Below are 23,356 nucleotides of genomic sequence, written 5' to 3'. Positions count from 1 at the left end.
ATGTTACCCCCTGACTATGCCGTGACTATGTATAAATGTGACAAAACGTAACAGCCCGGGTGGAAGATCATCAAAATCACACCCAGCTGAGACTGTGGATTTTTTCTGCCTTACACTGATGTGCCGACCCAGTCATCTTCCCGGTGCCCCATGCCCACATTGCCCCGTGCCTTCGCCAAATATCGTTTGCAGTGGCTGCTGCTGAGCCTGAGTCTGCTGCTGTTGCTGCTCGCCCTGCAACACACTTTTCGCCAGGTCACCGAGCTGAACAGACGCGACGTCATCAATGCCGCGGCCCAGCTCAGCAATCAGCATCAGCGGATGGGGGCCTTTCTGGAGGCCATGCGCGGCCAGGCGGAGGAGCGGCTGCGCAGCAACCCCCAGTCAGTGCTCTCTCGCCAGCTCTATCAGGCGCTGCAGGTCGATGGGGAGCACGGCATCAATCTGGATCGCATCCCCGTCGAGCTGCCGCCCGCCCTCATCGGCAACCTGACCGGGCTGAGCCCGCTGCCCCGTGGCGACAGCGAACGGGAGGCGAGGATGCATCTCGCCCTCAGCCTCTCTCCCCTGCTCGCCACTGCCAGCAAGCTGCTCGACGAGGACGTGGCCTGGATCTACTTCACCGGTACCGACAACTTCATCTATCTCTACCCCTGGGTACCCTCCAGCCAGTTCCGCTTTGACCCCACCATCTACCACAAGTCTTACTGGCAGGAGGCACTGGCCCGGCATCCGCCGTCAGAGCGCGCCATGTTGTCACGCCCCTATCAGGATTTTGCCGGCAGAGGGCAGATGATCACCCTGTCCCAGCCCATCACCCAGGGTGGCCAGATCATCGGCCTGCTCAGCATCGACATTCAGACCCGCACCCTGGAGCAGACACTGCGCCGCCTAGCCCCCCAGATTGGCACTCTGTTTCTGGTCAATCAGCACCAGCAGATCCTGGCGAGCAGCCAGTCCGGCACGGCGCCGCCTCTGGCCCGGGAAGCCTCGCGGGAAGGATATCACTGGCAGCAGAGTGCCTTGCAGCTCGTCTACCCCATTCCCGCTACACCACTCACCCTGATCCACCGCATCGCGCTGCTGCCCCTGCTGCAGATGCTGCTGTGGCAATCGGCGACGGCGCTGCTCACCTTGCTCTGCCTGGTGGTGGCCATCTTCTCCAGCCTGCGATCCCGCCGTCTCAACCGTCGGTTGAACTACCTCTCCAGCCATGATGCGCTGACCGGCGCCTTCAACCGCCACCACTTCGATGCCTTCGAGCGCCGCCATATCCTGGCGGGCACCCGCCACATAGGTGCCATCATGTTCGACTGCGATCACTTCAAGCTGGTCAACGATCGCTTCGGTCACGGGGTGGGGGATCAGGTGCTGATCCGCCTGGTCGAGCTCTGCCAGCCCCTGCTGACCCGGGGCTGCACCCTGATCCGCTGGGGCGGCGAGGAATTTCTGCTGCTGGTCGCAGACAAGGATCTCCCCCTGGCTCAGCTTGCCGAGCAGTTGCGGCTGCGCATTGCCGAACATCCCTGGACCGAGATAGCCCCCGAGCTGAGGGTGACCGTCAGCCTGGGTCATTGCCGCCAGGGCCCCGACGTTCGCCTGCAGGAAGTCATCCGCCGGGCCGATCTCGCCCTCTATGAGGCCAAGGCCAATGGCCGCAATCGCAGCGAAGGCTGGCAGGGTGACGCACAGAAAAAGCAGGAGTAAGCTGGACCCCCAACTCACAGCAGGAGACGCACAGTGGCACGAAAACCCCGCCTTGGCCTGGCCCTTGGCAGCGGCGCCGCCCGAGGATGGGCGCACATAGGTATCATACGGGCGCTGGAGCGCCTCGGAGTCAAACCGGATCTGGTGGCAGGTTGCTCCATCGGTAGTTTCGTCGGCGCCGCCTATGCCGCCGGCGAGCTGGACAAGCTGGAGTCCTGGGTGCGCGGTTTCAGCCGCCTGCAGGTGATGGGGCTGCTCGATCCCGCCCTCTCTGGCGGCCTGTTCCGCGGTGACAAGGTGTTTGGCATCGCCGCCAGCCACCTCGGCGATCCCGCCATCGAGAGCCTGCCGCTGCCCTTCGCCTGCGTCGCCACCGAGCTCGATACCGGCCGCGAGATCTGGCTGCAAGAGGGGCCACTGCGCCAGTGCGTGCGCGCCTCCTGCGGCATGCCCGGCATTCTGACCCCGACCCGGGTTGACGACCGCTGGCTGGTGGATGGCGCCGTGGTCAACCCTGTCCCCATCTCCCTGGCCCGGGCCATGGGGGCCGAGGTGGTGATCGCCGTCAACCTCAACACAGACCTGCATCAACCCTGGACCGACGAGCCGGACGAGCCCGTCACAGGCAACAGGTTCAGTCAGTGGCTGAACCGGGGAGAACCCAGCACTCCCGGCATGTGGGGGGTGATGACGGGCTCCATCAACATCATGCAGGAGCGTATCACCCGTGCCCGCATGGCCGGGGATCCCCCCGAGATCCAGCTCTGTCCGCGCCTTGGCAGCCTCTCCATCATGGACTTCCACCGCGCCAGCGATGCCATCAACGAGGGGGAGGCTTGCGTCGAGCGCAACCTGGACCAGCTCAAGGAGGAGCTCTCCCGACTCGGCCTGCTCTGACGGCACCCCTGAAGCAACGCCAATGAAAAAGAGCGCCACTAGGCGCTCTTTTGCTGTCCGGACCGAGAGGTCAGAACAGCCCCAGCCCCTTGAGCATGACGATCAGGATGAGCAGTGGCGACACGTAGCGGATGATGAAGAACAGCGGCTTGAGGATGGCCAGCTCCAGCTCGCCCCCATTGGTCAGCGCCGCCTTCATCCGCTCGAAGCCCCAGACCCAGCCCACGAACAGGCAGAGGAAGATACCGCCAAGGGGCATCAACACATTGGAAGAGACGAAGTCGAACAGATCGAAGAAGGTCTTGCCGGCTATCTGCACGTCCGCCAGGGTGCTGTTGGAGAGCGCGCAGGTCGACCCGACCGCCCCCAGCACCAGCAGGTTGATAAGCGTCGCCCTTCTTCGGCTCATGTGGAAACGCTCGGAGAGCACCGAGACCGGCACTTCCAGAATGGAGAGCATGGCCCCCGTGGCCGCGATGGCGGAGAGCACGAAGAACAGCACCATGAAGAGGTGGCCGAACGGTATGCTGGCAAACACCGCAGGAATGGTGATGAACAGCAGGGAGGGGCCGGCGGTCGGCTCGAAGCCGAAGGCAAACACCGCCGGGAAGATGGCGATCCCCGCCAGCATGGAGACGAACAGATCGGCGCACATTACCCGAACCGTGGTGAGCGGAATGTGCTGATCGTCCCGAAAGTAGCTGCCATAGGTCATCATGCAGCCCATGCCGATGGAGAGCTTGAAGAAGGCCAGCCCCATGGCCGTCAGCACCACGCCGGCGGTGACCTTGGAAAAATCAGGGGAGAACAGGAAACGCAGCCCCTCGCTCGCCCCGGGCAGGGTCAGACTGCGAATGCCGATCACCAGCAGCAGGATGAAGAGCACCGGCATCAACCGCTTGGTGACCGCTTCTATCCCCTTCGACACCCCCATCAGCAATATGCCCCCCATCAGCGCCAGCACCAGCCACTGCCACAGCAGGCTCTGCAAGGGATCAGTGATGAGCGCATTGAAGGCCGCGCCCGTGACGGCGGGATCGGTCGAGAGGATCTCGCCGCTGGCTGACTTGAAGATATAGGCAAACACCCAGGCCGCCACTTCGGAGTAAAACGACATGATGAGGAAGGCCGCCGTCACCCCCATGGCCGCGATCAGCCACCAGGGCTGCCCCTTGGGCGCCAGCTTGATGAGCCCGCTCACCGCATCGGATTTCGCCTGACGCCCCAGCATGATCTCCGAGATCATCACAGGCAGCCCCACCAGCAGGGTGGCGATGACATAGACCAGCAGAAAACCGGCGCCGCCATTCTCCCCGGTCAGATAGGGAAACTTCCAGATGTTGCCAAGGCCGACCGCCGAGCCCAGGGTCGCGGCAAGCACGCCGAAGGTGCTGGTAAAGCCATCTCTGGCCTTGGGAAGGGTATTGCTCATGCGTGTCTCGCTTTGTGGATCAGGGGCCTGAAATTAAAGGGTCGGAATTTTCCGGGGATTAATCCAGCTTGCCAAGGTGATTTAGCTAAAATCGCCACATGAAGCACACAACGCATTACTTATTTAAATAAATGCCTGTTTTGACGAATAAAAAATGCCGCCTTGTGGGCGGCATTTTTATCAAGGCTCAGGCAATCAAGCCTTGGCAATATCGTCCGGACCGATCTGACCGATTTCGGCGACTTTCTTGTCGGCCAGCAGCCAGAGGGTGAACTTGTGCAGCTCCGGGTGATGAGCCAGGGCGACCAGGAAGGCGCCTCCAACTTCACGGTAACCCAGTTCATAGTTCTTCAGGGTAGTCGGGGGGACGCCCAGCAGATCGGCAAACTTGGGACGGCTCAGGCCAACCGCTTCGCGGATCTGACGGATCTTCTTGCCAACAGTTACGATATTTGAATTCATGTGTTCCATACTCCGTTCGGCGGATTCACTCCACCTTTATTTTTCGCGACGACTCGTAGTCAAGTGTATCAGTTTTGAACGGACTCGTTATGGTCGAGCCTCTATCTTTAATAAGCGTCTTTCGACGACAACCCAAACAAACCTCGGGGATGGTAATCGCAGAGTCGCCTCAGGTAAACAGTCTCGAAGAGAAACCTTTATTGTTGCCACGGCCATTACTCGTATAATTCGCCGGTTATCCCTTAAAGAGTATTCAGCATGGCATTCCCCGGCATCATCTCCCGACTTCACCCGGATTCAGACCCGGATTCCCTCCCCCGTCAGCTCCGTCAGAGTCAGCAAACCCGGGCCGAGGCACTCTGGCTACCCGCCGCCATGCAGAGCGAGGCCGCATCCGTACTGGCTTCCCTTCCGGACAAGTGCAGCCTCTATCTCGAGCAAGCCACCACCTTGTCTCTGCGCAGCCACGACGGCGTCCTGCAGCAAGATGGCACTCTGCTGCTTGGCAATGGTAACCGCATGACACTGTCGACAGAAAAAGGGGATGGGGGACTGGTGCCCGAACAGGGCCTGCGTGAGATGGCACAATGGCTGGAAGCCGGTCATCAACATTTCATCTGTTCAGCCGCGATTCAGCCGGTGGCCAGGGCCATCCTCAATATCTGGCCCCTGGACCCCTATCTCGCCCGCCATTTTTTACTCGGCTTCACACCCTTGCTGTGCGAAGCAACTGAGGCCGACTATCTTGCGGTTTTCGCGACCAGGGACGCCATCGCCACCCCGCAGCACGCTTGGGTTGAGGCCTATATGAAGCTTGAGCGAAAGCTGCATCGCGCCTACTTGGATCACTAATAAATCCAGATAAACAGCCAGTTATCCATACGACACAATCTGCCCAACAGATTATCTGTGAGCTTGATCATGTTTTGAAATGCGCATAGAGTGCGCCACGTCATCGGAATGACATCGGCTGTTAGTGGCGAAGTATGCGCTCTCGATAGTGCAACTCGCTCACTTGTGCACCCAGATAACGTGCCTCCTGGATGGATCTAGGATCCCTGCTCGGCGCAACCCTTGTTGGCCGGCAGAGCCAGCAGCTTACATAAATTACAAAGTGCGAAGCACGTGAACAACGTGCCATCTCAACGAGGATTATTTTATGATGAAAATGGCTCCTTCCCTGATCGCCATCGCCATGGCTGCCATGGGTGCAACTGCTGCACACGCCGCTGATGATATCTACTTCGGTGCCGGTGTCGGTGCAACTCACTTCAACGGTCTGAACAAGATCGAAGGCGTGAACGCTGGTGAAGAAGACGCGGCTGCTGCCAATGCCTTCGTCGGTTACAACTTCAACGAGTACTTCGGTTCCGAGCTGGGCTACCAGTACACCGGCCGTGGCAATACCGATGGCAACCGTTACGAGAGCCAGGGTGCCACCCTGTCCGGTATCGCTCGTCTGCCGCTGGGCAACGACTTCTCCCTGTTCGGTGAAGCTGGCGCCTACTGGGGCCACACCGACGGTATGGGCACCAGCGATACCAAGGTATCCCCGCTGGCCGGTGCCGGTGTTACCTACAAGGTCAACGACGCGCTGGATCTGCAAGCTCGTTACCGCTACATGTGGGACGTGGCTGACCTGCACGCCGACAACGTACGCTACAAGTCCAACCAGAGCGTTGCGACCCTGGAAGCCGTTTACCACCCGTTCCGTACTTCCTACGTAGCTCCGGCTCCGGCTCCTGTTGTTGAAGAAGCTCCGGCTCCTGCTCCGCAGATCGTTGAGAAGAACTTCGCCCTGAACTCCGACGTGCTGTTTGCCTTTGGCAAAGACAGCCTGAAGGCAGAAGGCGTGGAAGCCCTGAACGGTCTGTATCAGCAGATCGTCGAGTTCCAGCCGAAAGACGGTAACGCCGTTGTCGTTGGTTACACCGACCGTATCGGTTCCGACGCTTACAACCAGAAGCTGTCTGAAGCCCGTGCCCGCACCGTTGCCAACTTCCTGGTCAGCAAGGGTATGGCTGCCAGCAAGGTTGCCATCGAAGGTCGTGGCGAAGCCAACCCGGTTACCGGCACCAAGTGCAACGGCGTAACCGCCAAGGCTCAGCTGATCTCCTGCCTGGCCCCGGACCGTCGCGTAGAAGTGCGCGTATCCGGCGTACAGGAAGTTCAGCAGTAATCTGACTCCGCTCAGATAACGCGAAAAGGGGATGCCACGGCATCCCCTTTTGCATGTCGGTCGTCTCAAACGTCACCCTCTGTCTCATCACGCCCTCCCCGTCCCCTCTCTGATCAGGCCGCGCCCCGTCGCGCCAGCGCTGCATATCTGACCAGAAACTTGATCAAGCCGATTCAAAAGAATACAGTAGCTGCGCTTGTAAGACATTGGATGAACTATTAAAAGTGCTTATTGCCCGGTTAGTTGTCCATGGAGAAACAGCTTCATGAGAATCCAGGTTACCATCCATTTTTTATTCAAGCCGTCCGTGACCCGGTCACGGAATCGCAACATGACAACATGAAGTGTCATCTGCGATCGGTATAACAAAGAGTGCGCAGTACGCCCATAGCACGGCAACTCAACGAGGATAAAATGATGAAAATGAAAGTGGCTCCAACCCTGATTGCTCTGGCTATTGCAGCCATGGGAACCTCCACCGCCCAGGCGGCCGATGACTGGTACACAGGTATGGGTGCAGGTTGGGCTTATGGCCATGACCTGGACTCCTTCGGTCTGGATGCCGACAAGGACGCCACCGCGCTCTCCCTGTTCGGCGGTTACAACTTCAACGATTACTACGCGGCCGAGCTCGGTTACCTCTATGCAGGCAAGGCTGGCGTCGATGGCGTCGACTTCAAGACCCAAGGCGCGACCCTCTCCGCCCTTGGCCGTCTGCCGCTGGGTGACATCTTCTCCGTGTTCGCCGAAGGCGGTGCCTACTTCAACCATGTCAACGGCAATGGCGAGAGCGACAACGGCACCTCGCCCCTGGCCGGTCTGGGTCTGACCGCCAAGGTCTCCGATCTGCTCGATCTGCAGGCCCGCTACCGCTACATCTGGGATCTGGGTGACGAGCAGAAGACCTGGAAAACCGACATGAGCGTCGCCACCCTGGAACTGGTGATGCACCCGAACCGCAAAGCCTATGTAGCCCCTGTGGCCGCACCGGCTCCCGAGCCGGTTCCCGAGCCGGTCATGGTCGACAAGAACTTCTCCCTGAGCTCTGACGTGCTGTTTGCCTTCGGCAAATCCACCCTGAAGCCGGAAGGGGTTGCTGCGCTGAACACCCTGTATCAGCAGATCGTCGATGTGCAGCCCAAAGATGGCAGCGCAGTGGTCGTCGGTTACACCGACCGCATCGGTTCTGACGCCTACAACCAGAAGCTGTCCGAAGCCCGTGCCCGCACCGTGGCCGACTTCCTGGTCGGCAAGGGTCTGCCGGCAGGCAAGGTGGCCATCGAAGGTCATGGCGAAGCCAATCCGGTCACCGGCACCCAGTGTGACGGCATCAAGGGCAAGAACGAGCTGATCGCCTGCCTGGCACCGGATCGCCGCGTCGAAGTGCGCGTCACCGGCGTGCAGGAAGTTCAGCAGTAAGTTCAGCCGCATGCGGTCAATCCGCACCTGAAAAAAAGGGGCCGTACGGCCCCTTTTTTTGTTCTCCTCCATGCCCGCCCAAGGCGGCGTCCAAGACGCCACACTTGCTTGCTTCCTCACAAATTCTCCATATAGATGCGCCACTTAAGTGGTTAAACCTCTTATATCGCCTATACATAATGGTGGCTATACATAACAAAGGGCTGGGAGCCCTATAACACCCAACATCGACGAGGAAACGCGATGAACATAAGACTGAAACCCGTGTGGATTGCATTGGCATTGGCGACGAGTGGCGCCCAGGCGGCACCTGTTCACGACTGGTATATAGGGGCTGGGGGAGGCTGGGCCATAGCCCACGACATCAATGATTTCAGCCAGGGGGTCGACAAGGACGCCACCGCCATCGACGCCTTTGTCGGTTACAACTTCACCGAAAACCTGGGCGCCGAACTCGGCTATCTGTCGACCGGTGACTGGGATATCGCCGGCAACGACTTCAACAGTCAGGGGGCCACCCTGTCGGTGATAGGCAGACTGCCCCTTGGCGACATCTTCTCGGTGTTCGCCGAAGGGGGCGGCTATCTCTACCACGTCGACTCCGTCAACGGCGGCGATGACAACCTGGCCCCGCTGGCGGGTCTGGGGCTGACCGCCAGGCTCACCGACTGGGTCGACATACAGGCGCGCTACCGCTACCTGGTGCGGGTCGGGGACGATCCTGACAACGACAAGCTGGGCAGCGGCACCCAGCGCTGGGTCAGCGACATCAGCACCGCCACCCTGGAGCTGGTGCTGCACCCCAACCGCACCGTGGCAGCAGTGCCGGTGGCCGCCCCCCTGGTGGTGACCCCGCCGCCGCCAGAGCCGGTGGATCAGACCTTCAACCTGAGCTCGGACGTGCTGTTTGCCTTTGGCAAGGCGGAGCTCAAACCGGAAGGCATGGCCGCCCTGGACGACCTCTACCAGCAGATAGTCGACGTCAAGCCCAAGGATGGCAACGCCCTGGTGATGGGCTATACCGACCGCATCGGCTCGGATGCCAACAACCTGACGCTGTCGGAGGCTCGCGCCAGCACGGTCGCCGATTTCCTCATCGGCAAGGGGCTGCCCGCCGACAAGGTGAGCATCCAGGGCAATGGCGAGAGCAATCCGGTCACCGGCACCCAGTGCGATGACATCAAGGCGAGAGCCGCCCTCATCGACTGCCTGGCCCCGGATCGCCGGGTCGAGATCCGGGTGACCGGCGTGCAGGCCGCCGCACCAGCGGCCACCGAGCCCGCGGCCGAACCTGCTGCCGAGCAACCGGCACAATAACCCCTCATCCACCTCTGCCGTGCACAAAAAAAGGGATGCTTGCGCATCCCTTCTGCTTTCTGCGGCCTCTGCGATCAGAACGACGTGCGACGATAGCGGCGGTATTCCGGCCGCCAGAAGTTCGCTTCGATGGCCTGGTCTATCACCTCGTCCGGGGTCTGCACCGCCTTGCCCTGCAGCATGGCGGTCTTGGCCACCATCTTGGCGATGTAGCGGGAGACCCGATGGATATCCGCCAGATCCGGCAGCAAGGAGCCCTCCTCTCCCTTCACCAGCGGCGAGCACTCCGCCAGTGCCCGGCTGGCGGACATCAGCATGGCGTCGGTCACCCGGGTGGCGCCCGAGGCGATGACGCCAAGGCCTATCCCCGGGAAGATGAAGGAGTTGTTGCACTGGGCGATGACGTAGCGCTTGCCCTTGTACTCCACCGGTGCGAACGGGCTGCCGGTGGCCACCAGCACCTGGCCGTCGGTCCAGCGAATGAGATCCGCTGGCGTCGCCTCGACCCGTGAGGTGGGGTTGGAGAGCGGGAAGATGATGGGACGACTGCAGTGCTTGTGCATGGTCTTGACCACCTCTTCGGTGAAGAGGCCAGGCTGGCCCGAGACCCCGATCAGGATGTCCGGACGACCGTGCTCCATCACCTCCAGCAGGGAGATGTTGTCCCCCACCGGCCACTCCTTGATCCGCTCCAGCGGCTGGGAGAGCTTGCGCTGGAAGTCGAGCTGGTTGGGGATCTTGTCGGTGATGAGGCCGAAACGGTCCACCATGAAGACCCGACCGCGAGCTTCGGCATCATTCAGTCCTTCGGCCTTCATCTGCGCCACTATCTGCTCGGCGATGCCGCAACCGGCGCTGCCCGCGCCGAGGAAGGCGACCCGCTTCTCGGAGAGCTTGGCCCCCGAGGCCTTGCAGGCTGCGATGAGACTGCCGAGGGTGACGGCGGCGGTGCCCTGGATGTCGTCGTTGAAACAGCACAGCTCGTCCTTGTAGCGGTTGAGCAGCGGGGTGGCATTGCCCTGGGCGAAGTCCTCGAACTGCAGCAGGATCTCGGGCCAGCGGCGCTTGACCGCCTGGATGAAGGCATCGACGAACTCGTCGTACTCCTCCCCGGAGATGCGCGGATGACGCCAGCCCATGTAGAAGGGGTCATTGAGCAGTTGCTGGTTGTTGGTGCCCACGTCCAGCACCACCGGCAGGCAGTAGGCGGGGGAGATGCCGCCGCAGGCGGTGTAGAGGGAGAGCTTGCCGATGGGAATGCCCATGCCGCCGATGCCCTGGTCACCGAGGCCCAGGATCCGCTCGCCGTCGGTGACCACTATCACCTTGACGTTCTGCTTGGTGGCGTTTTGCAGCATGTCATCGATCCTGTCCTTGTCCGGATAGGAGATGAAGAGGCCGCGGGCACGGCGGTAGATGTTGGAGAACTCCTCGCACGCCTTGCCCACGGTCGGGGTGTAGATGACCGGCAGCATCTCGGTCAGGTGGTTGGTTAGCAGGCGGTAGAACAGGGTTTCGTTGGTGTCCTGGATGTTGCGCAGATAGATGTGCTTGTCCATGTCGTTGCCAAACGCCATGAACTGGCGATAGGCGCGCTCGGCCTGCTCTTCGATGGTTTCGATGTTCTGGGGCAGCAGGCCTTCCAGATTGAAGCTGCTGCGCTCCTCGCTGGTGAAGGCACTGCCCTTGTTGAGCAGCGGGGTCTCCAGCAGGGCCGGGCCGGCGTAGGGAATGTAGAGGGGACGTTTCTGATTATTATCTTCAAACATGGATCTGTACCTTGACTGTGTGGCCCGCCGATCCTATGGGCTTGGGCCAACAATTTCAAAGGGTTTGCACCTCAGTGACAACAGGTTTGCGACCCAGGCGACGAAAGGCGCCGGGGGTCTGACCAGTGAGACGGCGAAAACGGTTCGCAAAGTTGGCGCCGTCGCTGTAACCGACCCGGCTGGCCAGCTCAGCCAACGGCCAGTTGGTGTAGAGCAGCAGCTGGCGCGCCTTGTTCATTCTGAGCTCGGTCACCTTCGCCATGGGCCCCATGCCGAACACCTGCCGGCAGAGTCGATGCAGATGGGGCACAGAGCAGGCCATCTGGTCGGCGAGCAGGGCCACGCTCCAGGGTTCATCGAGACGCGCCTCCACCCGGCGAAACAGCGCCTGCAGCCTGAGCTCGGGGGTGCCGCGCACCTCCCCTTGCAGGGTGCGGTCCAGCAGGGCCAGCAACAGGCTGAGCAGTTGGGGCTGCAAAGGCGATCGCACTCCCTCCCCCTGCATCAGGCTGAGCAGATGGTAGAGCTGCTCCCCCTCCTCCCCCTGCCAGATGCGGTGGCCGAGCCGGTGCAGATGCTGCCAGCGCGGCACGTCATCGAGCAGGATCCAGCTGATCTGCCAGTGCTCACCGATGAGCCTGAGCCCCCCCGGTACGGCCGCCGGCAGGAAGATGAGCGAGCCCGCGGGGATGGGCTGCTCCCCCTGGTCCGTCAGCAGGGCCCCGCCCTCGTCGTGGCTCACCATCAGGATGTGGAACTCGGGTCTGTTGCGGCGAATAAGGTAGTGATCCCGCAAGCGGGAGAGACCGGTCAGGAAGATGCCCGCCTCCCCCAGCAGGGGCAAGCCTTCGCGCCCCAGCATCCGCTCCTCGCAGCCGGGAGCTATCTCAAGACACTCGCTGACAAATGGCATAACGCCTCAACATGATAGTTTTGAACAAGAAAGCCGAGAGCTACTCACAGTGAAGCCTCTCGCTACTCCCCCTATCATACCCATGACAAACCTTGCTTTTCACATACCCGGTTAACATAAATGAATTATTGGCAAGCGATTTTAAAACAAACCACCGATCGTGAGTTCATGACCCGACTGTGGCGACTGGCCCTGCCGGTGTCGCTGCAATCCATGATGTTCTCCCTGCTCGGTCTCATCGACATCATGATGGTGAGCCAGCTTGGCACCACGGCTGTGGCGGCGGTCGGCTTGGGTAACCGGGTCTTCTTCTTCAATCTGCTGGTGATAGCGGGACTCTCTGGCGGGGTCTCGGTATTGGCGGCGCAATACTATGGCCGGGGCGAGCTGGCCGGGGTGCGCCGCTCCCTGGCGCTGGCCCTGGTGGGCGCCCTGCTGGTGAGCCTGCCGTTTGCCCTCATCTATCTGCTCGCGCCGGGCAGCGTGCTCGGCTTTGCCAGCCAGGATCCCGCGCTGCGCCTGCTGGCCGACGAGTTCTTGATGATCACCGGTGCCACCATCCTCTGTACCGCCATCGTCGTACCCCTGGAGGCGGCCCTGCGCTCCGTGGGCAACGCGGCGGCGCCGACCCGGATCGGCATCATTGCCATCATCGCCAACGTCATACTCAACTACGCCCTCATCTTCGGCCATTTCGGCTTCGAGGCCATGGGGGTGGCGGGCTCGGCCTGGGGTACCACGATTTCCCGCCTGTTGCAGACGGCGCTGCTGCTTGCCTATGTGTGGCGCCAGGAGCCTCGCCTCATCCCGCGCAGACAGGACTGGTGGGACGCCTTTCGGCGCAAGGAGGTGGTGCGCTTCACCCTGATCGCCCTGCCGCTGTTGTTCCATGACGGGCTCTGGGCCTTCGGCATGCTGCTCTACGGCTTCCTCTACGCCCATCTGGGCACGGATTCCCTGGCCATCATGACCACCCTCGGCACCTTGGAGAGCATCCTCATCTCCCTCTTCTTCGGGCTGGCGGTGGCCTGCTCCACCCTGCTCGGACACCGGCTCGGGGCCGAGGAGTACGAAGCCGCCTGGCAGCACTCCCAGCTGTTCCTGCTGCTCGCCCCCATAGGCGCCCTGCTGGTGGGGATAGCCGTCTGGCTGCTGCAGACCAACCTGCTGCAGTGGGTCGGCAACCTGCCGGGGGAGCTGATGGAGGAAGCGGGCCAGGTGCTTGCCATCATGTGTCTGGGCATGTTGCTCAAGGTGTTCAACATGGTGGGCATTGTCGGGGTGCTGCGCTCGGGCGGGGATGTGAACTACAGCATCTTCATCGACATCGTCGCCATGTGGTGCATCGGCCTGCCGCTCGCCTGGGTCGCGGTCAGCCTGCTGGGCTGGCCCCTCTCCTGGGTGGTGGCCGTGGTGCTGCTGGAGGAGCTGTGCAAGGTGCTGCTGGTGCAGCGCAGGATCCGCCAGCGTCACTGGCTCAAGAATCTGGTGATGGGGTGACGGCAGCCCGCAGCCGGGCAAAAAGCGGGGTCATATCAATGACAGAAAATCCCCCCTTGCAGTATGCTAACCGCCTCTTCAATCAGCGGCGGGGCACACCACGCCCTGCCAGTAGTCGTTTAAGGAGACGCACATGCAACCAGAAAAAGAGCTGATCACCGAGACTGCCCTGCTGGAGATGGCCAACGGCATCATCAAGAGCCACGAAGACTTCATCCACGGCATGCGTGCCGATGCGGTGGAGCAGAAGGGGGAGATCCTGGTGTTCAAGGGGGAGTTCTTCCTGGCCGAGGATGGCACCCCGACCGGCAAGACAATGGCGGTGTTCAACATGTTCAAGCTGCTGGCCCAGCAGTTGTCAGGCAAGTACCGGCTGAGCTGATAGAGCCCTCCAGACAAGATGCCGCCCTCAGGCGGCATCCGTCTTGGTGGGCCCGGGCTTGCCCGGCGTCTTCGCCAGCTCCCCCACCACACAGTTGCGCCCCGCCATCTTGGCCATGTAGAGGCACTCGTCCGCCCGGTTGAGCAGCTCCTCGACACTCTCCCCGCGCAGGGACAGGGTCAGGCCTATGCTCACCGTCACCTCCAGCAGTTCATCCGAGGTCGGGCTCTTCACCAGCCGCGCCTCCACCGCCACCCGCAGCCGCTCGGCGACCCGTTTCGCCTGGGCCAGCTCGGCGCAGTTGGGCAGCAGTATGGCAAACTCCTCCCCCCCGTAGCGACCCAGCACCATGCCTGGCTCCAGCTGCTCCGCCAGGGTCGCCGCCACCTCTTTCAGCACGGCGTCCCCCGCCAGATGGCCGAAGCTGTCGTTGATGCGCTTGAATCTGTCCAGATCCAGCAGCAGCACGGCAAAGGAAGCCTGCTTGCGGATCATGGTGACCCTGGCCTTCTCGAGCCGCTTCATCAGCAGGCGGCGGTTCATCATGCCGGTCAGCTCGTCCGTGGTGGACTCCCGATAGAGCTGCAGCAGCATGTTGAGCTGACCGCACTGCACCCAGGCACTCGCCACCGTGAAGAGCCCCAGCAGCCAGACCTGATTGAGGGTCTGCACGCTCAGGAGCGGCTGACCCACCAGCAGCCAGTTGCCGGCCAGCATGGTGATCAGTATGCCCCCTGCCAGTTGCAGGCTGAGGGAGAGCGGTATGGGGAAGATGGCAAACAGGCTGATGAGCAGATAGGGGAAGGCCATGTAGCCCGCCTGCAGCTCCTGATCCGTCCCGAAGCTGTGCAGACAGATGAGGGAGAACAGCATCATCACCGCCATCAGGTAGCCCAGCGCCAGCCTCATGCGTTCGCGCTTGAAGTGGATGAGATACGAAAGAGGAATGAGGGGAGAGAGGGCCAGCAGGCAGAAGATCCTGACCTGAAACAGTTCGTCAAACTGGGCGGCGGGCAGGGTCAGCCAGTCTACCAGCGCCCAGGCGGGCAAGCCCACCATCAGCAGACAGGTGAGCAGGCGCAGACGCACCGTCATAAAGCCCATGCGGGTCAGGGTGAAATCTTCGGAGTGGGCACGGGCACTCCAGAACTCCGACAGCTTCAGCATCCAGAGCCTCCATATGACAACTGAGGGCTCATTCTACACCGACCCTGCCGGTATGCATCAGCATGCCCCCCATTTATAACGAGAACTGCCTCACACAAACCGGCGGATCATAATCGCCGCGCGCAAACGTTTCAACCCATCGAAAAATAAACCGGTTATCGCTCCAATTAGCGCTGGTCAGCCCAGGTTCAGCCACTAAAATAGCGCCCAATTTTCTCCCCCTCCCCACACAATTCGAGGTACTTATGGAACAGGCTGCTGCCGCTCCCATCACCCCAGAGGCACATCCCCCCAGGCGAGCCCACAGTGAACTCATCTACGGCATAGACGAGGTTCCGCCCCTGCCCCAGACCCTGTTCGCCGCCCTGCAGCATATGCTCGCCATGTTTGTCGCCATCATCACCCCACCCCTCATCATCGCCAATGCCCTCGGCCTCCCGGCCGCCGACACCCGCTACATAGTCTCCATGTCTCTGGTCATGTCCGGCATCGCCTCCTTCATCCAGACCCGCCGCTTCGGCCCCCTCGGCTCGGGCCTGCTCTCGGTGCAGGGCACCAGCTTCAACTTCCTCGGCCCCATCATCGCCTCCGGCCTCGCTCTCAAGCAGGCCGCCATGCCCACCGACGATCTGCTGGGCACCCTGTTCGGCACCATGCTGGTGGCCGCCCTCACCATGGTGGTGATGAGCCGCTTCCTGCACCTGGTCAGGCGCATCATCACCCCCCTGGTGACCGGCATAGTGGTGCTGCTCATCGGCCTGACCCTGATCAAGGTGGGCCTCATCAGCATGGGTGGCGGCTACGCCGCGCTCTCGGATGGCAGCTTCGCCAGCCACAGCAACCTCTTCCTCTCCCTGCTGGTGCTCGGCCTCATCGTGCTGCTGCAGCGCAGTCGCAACCCCTGGCTACGCCTCTCCGCCATCATGATCGCCATGCTGGCGGGCTACGCCGTGGCCCTGCTGCTGGGCAAGGTCAGCCCTCCTACCTTCGAGGGCCCCCTGGTGATGGTGCCCATCCCGCTCCACTACGGCATTGGCTTTGACTGGCAGCTGTTTGTGCCGCTCGCCATCATCTTCGTGGTGACGGCGCTGGAGGCCATAGGCGACATGACGGCCACATCGGATATCTCGGGCGAACCCGTCAGTGGCCCTGTCTATCTGGAACGTATCAAGGGCGGGGTGCTGGCCGATGGCTGCAACTCCATGCTGGCTGCCCTGTTTGCCACCTTTCCCATGTCCACCTTCAGCCAGAACAACGGCGTGATCCAGCTGACCGGTGTCGCCAGCCGCCATGTCGGCCTCTTCATCGCCGCCATGCTGGCCCTGCTGGGCCTGTTCCCGGCGGTCGCCAGCCTGGTGCAGCAGATCCCCGAACCCGTGCTGGGTGGCGCGACTATCGTCATGTTCGGCACCATAGCCGCCGCCGGGGTGCGCATCATCTCCCGCGAGGAGCTCGACCGCCGCGCCCTGATGATCCTCGCGGTGTCGCTGGCCATGGGGCTGGGGGTCGCACAGGTGCCTGAGGTGCTGCAGCACCTGCCGGAGCTGGCCAGGAGCGTGCTCTCCTACGGCGTCGCCACCGGCGGCCTCACCGCCATCATCATGAACCTGCTGCTGCCCAAACGCGTCGCCGCACAGGCCTGATCTCTCGTCAGCGAACAGGTAGAGCCCCGCAGTGCGGGGCTTTACCTTGTTTGCCACCCCGGGTACTGTGCTGGGCAGCCTCTGTTCAGGATGCCCTACATGCCCTATACCCTGCTTCCCCCCTTGCCCACCCGCCACACCCCGGATCAGATACTGGCCGAGGAGCAGCGCTGGCTGCGGGACTGTGCCCGTGACGGCCTGGCTCGTGCCCACCTCTGGCAGGCGCCCCAATGCCTCATCGTCACCCGCAAGGAGATGCGCCTGCCCCGCTATCAGGCGGCCTGCGAGCAACTCGCCAACGAAGGCTGGCCCGTATTTGTGCGCGACAGCGGCGGCACTGCCGTGCCCCACGGCGCCGGCATCCTCAATCTGTCGCTCATGCTGCCTCGCACCACCACGGATCTGGCCCACTACTACCGGCTGCTGGGGGCGCCGCTGCTGGCCTTGCTGGGCGAATACGGTCTCGAGGGAAACTATGACTTCGTGCCCGGATCCTTTTGCGACGGCCAGTACAATCTGGTGATCGGGGGTCGCAAGGTAACCGGCACCGCCCAGCGCTGGCTGGCACCGGGTCAGGATCACGGCGGCGCCGTGCTGGCGCAAGCCATGCTGCTGGTGGCGGGGGATGTGGATGAGGGCACAAAGATGGCGAGCCGTTTCTACGAGCTGGCGGGCGGGGAGCTGCGCTTTGCACCCGGCACCTCTACCACGCTCGCGCGCGCCATCTGCTGGCAGGGTGACGAAACCGAGCTGGTAGCTAGGGTGCGAGCACGGCTGGAGAACCTGCTGACCGAGGGGCTGCCACCCTCACCCTCTCCCTGAGGGAGAGGGAAAACGCCCGTCCATGGAAATAGCGCCGCGCATAAAAAAGCCACGACTTGGGTCGTGGCTTTGCGTTTCCGCATTGGTCGGGCACAGATTCAGGCCGTCTGCGGCTCGGGCTCGGACTCCGTATCGCTGTCCCGGTCCCGACTGAAGCAATGGACACGGGACTCGGCGATCAAGCCATGGTGCCCCACAGAGGGTCAGGCCGTCTGTGGCTCGGACTCGGTATCGCAGTCGCGGCCAAAGTAGGCCCGGGTCTCGGCGAGCACCACGTGGCGCAATCCGATAAGGCCGATGAGGTTGGGCACCGCCATCAGGCCGTTGACGATGTCGGCCAGGAGCCAAATCATGTCCAGATGGAGGAAGGCGCCGCTCGCCACCAGCACCAGATAGACCAGGCGATAGGGCTTGATCGCCTTGACCCCGAACAGGTACTCGGTGCAGCGCTCGCCGTAGTAGTTCCAGCCGAGGATGGTGGTGAAGGCAAAAAACAGCAGCCCTATGCTCACCAGATACTGGCCTATATGGGCGTCCAGCCCCTGGGCAAAGGCCTGGCTGGTCATGGCGGCGCCGCTCAAGTCACCGCTCCACACGCCGGTCACCACCAGGGTCAGGCCCGTCATGGTGCAGATGATGATGGTGTCGATAAAGGTGCCGGTCATGGAGACCAGCCCCTGCTCCACGCAGGAGTCCGTCTTGGCCGCCGCCGCGGCTATGGGGGCAGAGCCCAGACCCGACTCGTTGGAGAAGACCCCCCGTGCCACCCCGGACTGGATCGCCAGCATGATGCCGGCACCGACGAAGCCGCCGGTGGCCGCATGGCCGGTGAAGGCGCTGCTTATCACCAGACCAATCGCCTCGGGCAGGGCCCCGGCGTTGTTCACCAACACACCCAGACAGGCGAGTATGTAGAAAATCGCCATGAAGGGCACCACCTTGCTCGAGACGCTGGAGATGGACTGGATGCCCCCCAGGGTCACCAGGGCCACCAGCAGGGTCAGCACCACTGCGGTCGCTTCACGGGGCACCGAGAAGGAGAGGCTCATGGCATCCGAGATGGCGTTGACCTGGGGGAAGGTACCGATGCCGAAGAAGGCGACGCCTATGCCGAACAGGGCGAACAGCTTGGCCAGCGGCCTGGAGCCGAGCCCCTTCTCCAGATAATACATGGGGCCGCCCGCCATCTGGCCATTGGCATCCTGCTCGCGATATTTGACCGCCAGCAGGCATTCGGCGTACTTGGTGGCCATGCCGAACAGGGCCGCCATCCACATCCAGAACAGGGCGCCGGGGCCACCGAGCTTGATGGCGGTAGCAACCCCGACAATATTGCCTGTGCCTATGGTGGCGGAGAGGGCAGTACAAAGGGCGGCGAAGCTGGAGACATCCCCCTGCTTGCCCTGGCCCTGATCGCGGCCAAAGACCAGCTTGAGGGCGAGCGGCAAGCGCACGACCTGAAGCAGACCCAATCGCCAGGTGAGGTAGATACCTGTCCCGACCAGCAGGGCAAGCAGGGGCGGACCCCAGATAAAACTATCGATGGCGGCGAGTGCCGATTGAATTGATGACATGCATCCTCCTTAAAAAACAACGATTAAGGAGGAGAAGGATGATCTTCCCATAGGTGTCGCGATCGGCCAGAGGCGATCGGATGCGGGCCAAGCCCAGGTACAACCATCCCATCCCCTCTGTCCTTTTGCCTGAGAGTTTCCGGCGCCAGCCAGCCCTTGCGGGTCGTCATGGTGCCTTGCTCCTTCGGCGCCCGATCTAACGGGTCTCTCCAGAGTATCGTCCAGTAGCAGTCCACACCGGTTGCCCGGTACCTGAAAGATTCACTTCTTCGGTGGATGGTCCCCCATCGCTCTCCTGCTACCTTCATCCGAACTAGTTTGGATTAGGAAGCGGGCATGTTAATCCAAAAAATGTGAGCTGTCTCCCACTCGGCCGACCTCGGCGCCGCTTTTTTCTGTCCCGGCCATGAGCGGAGAACATGTTAAATGTTCGTTAACTATCAATAGCTTATGAGGTCTTCTCTGGCGATGGCGCGCACCGGCAGGCGCCGACTGCCCCATATCAAGATGATGTTTCGTCTCGACCAGAAATACTTGCCAACATATCCAATCAAAATGCTTGCACACAAACTCAATAAGCCGATAATCCCGCGCATAACTAAGCACTTTGCAAGGAAGTTATGCATTGTGCCTGGTCGGTCCCTCCGGACCACTCGCCTGAGCCGGCCGTCGCCGGTTCAATCGCATATGGCTTGGGCATATCACGCCCCCTAAGGACTTTCAAAAGAGAATGAACGAGACCCTGATCGCACAAGACTACCGTCAGCTGGTTGAACAATTCGGCTCTCCCCTGCTGCTGCTCGACAAGGCAGCCGTCCGCAAACAGTATCGGGCCCTGGCCGCCGCCCTGCCCGATGTGCGATTGCACTATGCACTCAAGCCCCTGCCCCATGAGGCTGTGGTCTCTGTCTTGAAGGAAGAGGGGGCCTGTTTCGATCTGGCCACCAATGGCGAAGTGGATCTGGTGCGCAGCCAAGGGGTTCGCCCGGGCCGCTGCATTCACACCCATCCCATCAAGCGCGACAGCGACATCCGCTATGCGCTGGAGTTCGGCTGCACCGTGTTCGTCTATGACAACCCGCTGGAGCTGGAGAAGTTCCTGCCCTACAAGGACGAGGTCAAGCTGCTGCTGCGCGTCAGCTTCCCGAACCCCGAGACCAAGGTCGATCTCTCCAAGAAGTTCGGCTGCACTCCGGAGCAGGCGCTGCCGCTGCTGCAACTGGCCCAGGCCAAGGGGATCAAGGTGATGGGGTTGTCGTTCCACGTCGGCTCCCAGGTGCCCCACGCCCGTCGCCACGTGCAGGCCATCGACGCCTGCCGCGAGATCATGGAGCAGGCCTGGGATCTGGGGCTCAAGCCCTGGGTGCTGGATATCGGCGGCGGTTTCCCGGTGGATTATGACGGCGGCGAGTTCGATATCGACGGCTTCTGCGCCCCGATCCGCGAGGCGCTGGCCAAGCTGCCCGCCACCGTACAGAAGATCGCCGAGCCGGGCCGCTTCATCAGCGCGCCGGCCATGACCTCGGTGTCCAGCGTGATGGGCAAGGCCCACCGCGGCGACAAGATCTGGTACTACCTGGATGACGGTCTCTACGGCAGCTACAACGGTCAACTCTATGACCATGTCACCTACCCGGTGAGCACCCCCTATGCCCAGGGCCCGCTGCACAATGCCGTGCTCTCCGGCCCTACCTGCGACAGCGTGGATGTCATTCGCGATGGCATCATGCTGCCGGATCTGGCCATCGGCGAGCTGGTCATAGGCCGGGTGATGGGGGCCTACACCTGGGCCTCGGCTTCCACCTTCAACTTCTTCCCCAAGGCGAGCATCCTCATTCTGGACAGCGCCCAGAAGCAGAAACTGGTGGCGGTGGCCTGAAGATACACGCTGACGCGGGCTGAGCCTGCCCAGAGACAAAAACAAGAGGGGGAAGCCGATGCTTCCCCCTCTTTCGTTGTGTCCCCGTGAACGGGACTAGATGAACTGGCTGGTCAGCAACCAGCCGGTGTAGGCCACGAAGATGGCGAGCAGTATGCCCCCTTCCAGGCGGTTGATCCGCCCCTGCCCCTTGCGGCCCAGGCACATCACCAGCAGCAGCAGGGTCAAGCCCATCATCAGGCTCCAGTCACGGGAGAGCACGGCCGGATCCACATCCAGCGGCGCTATGCCGGCGGCTATGCCCACCACAGCCAGGGTATTGAACAGGTTGGAGCCGAGCACGTTGCCAAGCGCCAGATCGTGCTCCTTCTTCTTGATGGCCATCAGGGAGGAGGCGAGCTCAGGCAGTGAGGTCCCCACCGCCACTATGGTCAGACCAATCACCAGGTCGCTGATGCCAAAGGCCTGGGCTATGGTGACGGCGCCCCACACCAGCAAACGGGAGGCTCCCACCAGCAGCACCAGTCCGACGATAAGCCAGAAGATGGCGTTCTTCAGCGGCATAGCCTCACTGTCGATATCTTCATTGACTTCGGCGTCAAGGGCGTCACCTTTGCCGGTGATACCGGCCCAGATGGACCAGCCCATCAGCACGACAAACACCCCCCCCAGGATCAAGGCATCGGTGCGCCCCAGGTGGCCGTCAATCAGCAGGGCGCCGGAGAGCAGGGTAATGCCGAGCAGGATCGGGATCTCCTTGCGCACCACCTGGGAGGAGACGGCGATGGGGCTGATGAGGGCAGTCAGACCCAGGATCAAGGCGATATTGGTGATGTTGGAGCCATAGGCATTGCCCAGGGCCAGACCCGGATTACCCTGCATGGAGGCCAGGGCCGAGACCACCATCTCGGGGGCCGAGGTACCAAAACCGATGATCACCATGCCGATCAAGAGCGGCGGCATGCCGGCATAACGGGCGGTCGCCGCAGCGCCGTCCACAAACTTGTCTGCACTCCAGACCAGCAGCGCCAGTCCGGCAATCAGGGCAACAACAGCCAGGGTCATAATCTCTCTATCTCATCAGATGAAAAAACAGGAGTCAGGTATTGAACCTGACCCCCTTCCAAGTTGGGCACAGTGTAACGGTCCGACTTGCCTTTTCAAGGGAAAATCAAACGCCGATTGATGATTTCAGAGTGCAGCCAGCAGACTGGGGGCATCGGAAACCTCGAACTTGCCGGGAGCCTCCACGAACAGTTGCTCGACCACGCCGTCATTGGCTATCAGGGCAAAGCGCTGGGCACGCAGGCCGCCGAAGGCACCGGTCTCCTTGGCAAGGCCCAGGGCCCGGGTCCAGCTGCCGTCCCCATCCGCCAACATGGTGATGGCGTCAGCATTCTGGGCCGCCTGCCACGCCCTCATCACGAAGGCATCGTTGACCGACAGGCAATAGAGGGCATCGATGCCCTTGGCCTTGAACTCGTCCGCCAGCACCACATAGCCCGGCAGATGGGCGTTGGAGCAGGTGGGGGTGAAGGCCCCCGGCACCGCGAACAGCACCACCTTCTTGCCCGCAAACAGGGCCTGGCTGTCTTGCACCTGCTTGCCCTCAGCGGTGATGAAGGTAAATTCCCCTGCGGGCAGGGATTGACCGACCGTGATCATGATGTCTCGTCCTTAAGTAGCTGAAAGAGGTTCAGTCTACTCCAACCCGGAATGAGACGACACCGGCTCCCCTGTCGGCGGCAAGAACCTCTGCCTTATGCCGAGCGCCGCGCCTGCCAGGTGGCGATGGCGAGCAGCGAATCCGGGGTGAATTCATCGGCCCGTTCGGCTATCTCGGCCAGGCTCATCCAGTGCACCTCGCTCACCTCCTCCGCCTGGAGTTGCAGCGGCCCCTGATAATGGCAACTGAACAGACCGCCCCAGACCCGATAACCTCCCCCACTCGCCTCCCCCTCGGCGTAGAAGGTGCCGAAGTCGTGCAGGGGCACGTCATGGATCCCCAGCTCCTCGGCCAGCTCGCGCCGGGCGGAGGGCTCCATCGCCTCCCCAGTTGTCACCACGCCACCGGCGCAGGCGTCCAGCATGCCGGGGCAAAAATCCTTGCTCGGGGTGCGCCGCTGCACCAGCACGCGCCCAGCCTCATCGAGCACCAGGATATAGCTGGCGCGATGGCGCAAGTTCTCCTGGCGCACCCGGGCGCGCTCGGCCACCCCGATCACCCTGTCCTGCTCGTCTACTACGTCCACCCACTCCACGTGCGGCACCTTTGTCCAACCTGCGATGGCCGC

General features: G+C 62.0%; 20 protein-coding genes and 1 riboswitch. Of the genes, 11 read left to right on the top strand and 9 right to left on the bottom strand.

Going from position 1 to position 23,356, the window contains the following annotated elements:
• Positions 1–150: 150 nt before the first annotated feature.
• Both ACB030_RS14515 and ACB030_RS14510 read left to right on the top strand, forming a co-directional pair.
• On the top strand, positions 151–1,707 hold the full coding sequence (locus ACB030_RS14515; RefSeq protein ID WP_371160723.1) for a diguanylate cyclase: 1,557 nt from the start codon (positions 151–153) through the stop codon (positions 1,705–1,707).
• A gap of 33 nt (positions 1,708–1,740) precedes the next feature.
• Entirely contained in the window at positions 1,741–2,604 is an 864-nt protein-coding gene (locus tag ACB030_RS14510) for a patatin-like phospholipase family protein (protein ID WP_371160721.1), read from the top strand.
• Between the two features lie 70 nt (positions 2,605–2,674).
• Here the strand turns inward: ACB030_RS14510 and ACB030_RS14505 are convergent, their stop codons facing one another.
• A complete protein-coding gene (locus tag ACB030_RS14505) occupies positions 2,675–4,036 on the bottom strand; it encodes a sodium-dependent transporter (RefSeq protein WP_371160719.1) in 1,362 nt (453 codons plus the stop codon).
• Between the two features lie 195 nt (positions 4,037–4,231).
• Positions 4,232–4,498, bottom strand: coding sequence for a DNA-binding transcriptional regulator (locus ACB030_RS14500; protein ID WP_005298604.1), 267 nt, complete (start codon positions 4,496–4,498; stop codon positions 4,232–4,234).
• Positions 4,499–4,756: 258 nt separating this feature from the next.
• Here ACB030_RS14500 and ACB030_RS14495 point away from each other — a divergent pair, with 258 nt between their 5' ends.
• The 4 genes from ACB030_RS14495 to ACB030_RS14480 all read left to right on the top strand — a co-directional run bounded on the left by ACB030_RS14495 (position 4,757) and on the right by ACB030_RS14480 (position 9,413).
• A complete protein-coding gene (locus tag ACB030_RS14495; RefSeq protein WP_371160717.1) occupies positions 4,757–5,350 on the top strand; it encodes a hypothetical protein in 594 nt (197 codons plus the stop codon).
• Between the two features lie 307 nt (positions 5,351–5,657).
• On the top strand, positions 5,658–6,677 hold the full coding sequence (ompA, locus tag ACB030_RS14490; RefSeq protein WP_371160716.1) for a porin OmpA: 1,020 nt from the start codon (positions 5,658–5,660) through the stop codon (positions 6,675–6,677).
• 417 nt (positions 6,678–7,094) lie between these two features.
• Positions 7,095–8,096, top strand: coding sequence for a porin OmpA (gene ompA, locus ACB030_RS14485; RefSeq protein ID WP_371160758.1), 1,002 nt, complete (start codon positions 7,095–7,097; stop codon positions 8,094–8,096).
• 243 nt (positions 8,097–8,339) lie between these two features.
• Positions 8,340–9,413 carry an OmpA family protein gene (locus ACB030_RS14480; protein ID WP_371160713.1) on the top strand — a complete coding sequence of 358 codons (1,074 nt, stop codon included), beginning with the start codon at positions 8,340–8,342 and terminating at the stop codon, positions 9,411–9,413.
• Between the two features lie 74 nt (positions 9,414–9,487).
• Here the strand turns inward: ACB030_RS14480 and ACB030_RS14475 are convergent, their stop codons facing one another.
• Both ACB030_RS14475 and ACB030_RS14470 read right to left on the bottom strand, forming a co-directional pair.
• Positions 9,488–11,182, bottom strand: a complete 1,695-nt coding sequence (locus tag ACB030_RS14475; protein ID WP_182786007.1) for an NAD-dependent malic enzyme — start codon at positions 11,180–11,182, stop codon at positions 9,488–9,490.
• Between the two features lie 55 nt (positions 11,183–11,237).
• Positions 11,238–12,095, bottom strand: coding sequence for a helix-turn-helix transcriptional regulator (locus tag ACB030_RS14470; protein WP_371160711.1), 858 nt, complete (start codon positions 12,093–12,095; stop codon positions 11,238–11,240).
• A 120-nt stretch (positions 12,096–12,215) separates the two neighbouring features.
• Here ACB030_RS14470 and ACB030_RS14465 point away from each other — a divergent pair, with 120 nt between their 5' ends.
• A complete protein-coding gene (locus tag ACB030_RS14465; RefSeq protein WP_371160709.1) occupies positions 12,216–13,595 on the top strand; it encodes an MATE family efflux transporter in 1,380 nt (459 codons plus the stop codon).
• Between the two features lie 133 nt (positions 13,596–13,728).
• The gene (locus ACB030_RS14460) at positions 13,729–13,977 is read left to right on the top strand and encodes a DUF2498 family protein (protein ID WP_371160707.1); all 249 of its coding nucleotides are present in this window, start codon (positions 13,729–13,731) and stop codon (positions 13,975–13,977) included.
• A gap of 27 nt (positions 13,978–14,004) precedes the next feature.
• On the opposite strand, the gene ACB030_RS14455 is transcribed toward ACB030_RS14460, so the two are convergent.
• Positions 14,005–15,144: a diguanylate cyclase gene (locus ACB030_RS14455; protein ID WP_371160705.1), complete on the bottom strand. Its 1,140-nt coding sequence runs from the start codon at positions 15,142–15,144 to the stop codon at positions 14,005–14,007.
• A gap of 245 nt (positions 15,145–15,389) precedes the next feature.
• On the opposite strand from ACB030_RS14455, the gene ACB030_RS14450 reads away from it, so the two are divergent.
• Together ACB030_RS14450 and ACB030_RS14445 are read left to right on the top strand one after the other, a co-directional pair.
• Positions 15,390–16,787, top strand: a complete 1,398-nt coding sequence (locus tag ACB030_RS14450) for a nucleobase:cation symporter-2 family protein (RefSeq protein WP_371160703.1) — start codon at positions 15,390–15,392, stop codon at positions 16,785–16,787.
• 99 nt (positions 16,788–16,886) lie between these two features.
• Complete coding sequence (locus ACB030_RS14445) at positions 16,887–17,609, top strand: protein ligase (protein ID WP_371160701.1); 723 nt, start codon at positions 16,887–16,889, stop codon at positions 17,607–17,609.
• Between the two features lie 203 nt (positions 17,610–17,812).
• On the opposite strand, the gene ACB030_RS14440 is transcribed toward ACB030_RS14445, so the two are convergent.
• Positions 17,813–19,183, bottom strand: a complete 1,371-nt coding sequence (locus ACB030_RS14440; RefSeq protein ID WP_371160699.1) for an alanine/glycine:cation symporter family protein — start codon at positions 19,181–19,183, stop codon at positions 17,813–17,815.
• Positions 19,184–19,290: 107 nt separating this feature from the next.
• Positions 19,291–19,406: riboswitch (glycine riboswitch) on the bottom strand.
• Between the two features lie 507 nt (positions 19,407–19,913).
• Here ACB030_RS14440 and ACB030_RS14435 point away from each other — a divergent pair.
• On the top strand, positions 19,914–21,062 hold the full coding sequence (locus tag ACB030_RS14435; RefSeq protein WP_205641281.1) for a type III PLP-dependent enzyme: 1,149 nt from the start codon (positions 19,914–19,916) through the stop codon (positions 21,060–21,062).
• Between the two features lie 96 nt (positions 21,063–21,158).
• On the opposite strand, the gene ACB030_RS14430 is transcribed toward ACB030_RS14435, so the two are convergent.
• The 3 genes from ACB030_RS14430 to yfcD form a co-directional block, all read right to left on the bottom strand.
• On the bottom strand, positions 21,159–22,127 hold the full coding sequence (locus ACB030_RS14430) for a calcium/sodium antiporter (protein WP_371160697.1): 969 nt from the start codon (positions 22,125–22,127) through the stop codon (positions 21,159–21,161).
• 126 nt (positions 22,128–22,253) lie between these two features.
• Positions 22,254–22,727, bottom strand: a complete 474-nt coding sequence (locus ACB030_RS14425; protein ID WP_371160695.1) for a peroxiredoxin — start codon at positions 22,725–22,727, stop codon at positions 22,254–22,256.
• A gap of 95 nt (positions 22,728–22,822) precedes the next feature.
• Positions 22,823–23,323 (bottom strand): NUDIX hydrolase YfcD, encoded by a 501-nt coding sequence (gene yfcD / locus ACB030_RS14420; protein ID WP_371160693.1) that lies wholly within the window; start codon positions 23,321–23,323, stop codon positions 22,823–22,825.
• Between the last annotated feature and the right edge of the window lie 33 nt (positions 23,324–23,356).

The sequence above is a fragment of the Aeromonas sp. S16(2024) genome (assembly GCF_041403065.1).
GTDB lineage: Bacteria > Pseudomonadota > Gammaproteobacteria > Enterobacterales > Aeromonadaceae > Aeromonas.
The sequence above is the reverse complement of the archived record's forward strand: the minus strand, read 5'-3'. Positions and strand labels throughout refer to the sequence as shown.

Excerpts from the sequence above, each read along its gene's own strand:
- ACB030_RS14495 (WP_371160717.1), top strand. The coding sequence starts at position 4,757 with ATGGCATTCCCCGGCATCATCTCCCGACTTCACCCGGATTCAGACCCG.
- ompA (WP_371160758.1), top strand. The coding sequence starts at position 7,095 with ATGAAAATGAAAGTGGCTCCAACCCTGATTGCTCTGGCTATTGCAGCC.
- ACB030_RS14455 (WP_371160705.1), bottom strand. The coding sequence starts at position 15,144 with ATGCTGAAGCTGTCGGAGTTCTGGAGTGCCCGTGCCCACTCCGAAGAT.
- ACB030_RS14515 (WP_371160723.1), top strand. The coding sequence starts at position 151 with ATGCCCACATTGCCCCGTGCCTTCGCCAAATATCGTTTGCAGTGGCTG.
- ACB030_RS14450 (WP_371160703.1), top strand. The coding sequence starts at position 15,390 with ATGGAACAGGCTGCTGCCGCTCCCATCACCCCAGAGGCACATCCCCCC.
- ACB030_RS14440 (WP_371160699.1), bottom strand. The coding sequence starts at position 19,183 with ATGTCATCAATTCAATCGGCACTCGCCGCCATCGATAGTTTTATCTGG.
- ompA (WP_371160716.1), top strand. The coding sequence starts at position 5,658 with ATGATGAAAATGGCTCCTTCCCTGATCGCCATCGCCATGGCTGCCATG.
- ACB030_RS14475 (WP_182786007.1), bottom strand. The coding sequence starts at position 11,182 with ATGTTTGAAGATAATAATCAGAAACGTCCCCTCTACATTCCCTACGCC.
- ACB030_RS14500 (WP_005298604.1), bottom strand. The coding sequence starts at position 4,498 with ATGAATTCAAATATCGTAACTGTTGGCAAGAAGATCCGTCAGATCCGC.
- ACB030_RS14435 (WP_205641281.1), top strand. The coding sequence starts at position 19,914 with ATGAACGAGACCCTGATCGCACAAGACTACCGTCAGCTGGTTGAACAA.
- ACB030_RS14430 (WP_371160697.1), bottom strand. The coding sequence starts at position 22,127 with ATGACCCTGGCTGTTGTTGCCCTGATTGCCGGACTGGCGCTGCTGGTC.
- ACB030_RS14465 (WP_371160709.1), top strand. The coding sequence starts at position 12,216 with ATGAATTATTGGCAAGCGATTTTAAAACAAACCACCGATCGTGAGTTC.
- ACB030_RS14470 (WP_371160711.1), bottom strand. The coding sequence starts at position 12,095 with ATGCCATTTGTCAGCGAGTGTCTTGAGATAGCTCCCGGCTGCGAGGAG.
- ACB030_RS14505 (WP_371160719.1), bottom strand. The coding sequence starts at position 4,036 with ATGAGCAATACCCTTCCCAAGGCCAGAGATGGCTTTACCAGCACCTTC.
- ACB030_RS14480 (WP_371160713.1), top strand. The coding sequence starts at position 8,340 with ATGAACATAAGACTGAAACCCGTGTGGATTGCATTGGCATTGGCGACG.
- ACB030_RS14445 (WP_371160701.1), top strand. The coding sequence starts at position 16,887 with ATGCCCTATACCCTGCTTCCCCCCTTGCCCACCCGCCACACCCCGGAT.
- ACB030_RS14460 (WP_371160707.1), top strand. The coding sequence starts at position 13,729 with ATGCAACCAGAAAAAGAGCTGATCACCGAGACTGCCCTGCTGGAGATG.
- ACB030_RS14425 (WP_371160695.1), bottom strand. The coding sequence starts at position 22,727 with ATGATCACGGTCGGTCAATCCCTGCCCGCAGGGGAATTTACCTTCATC.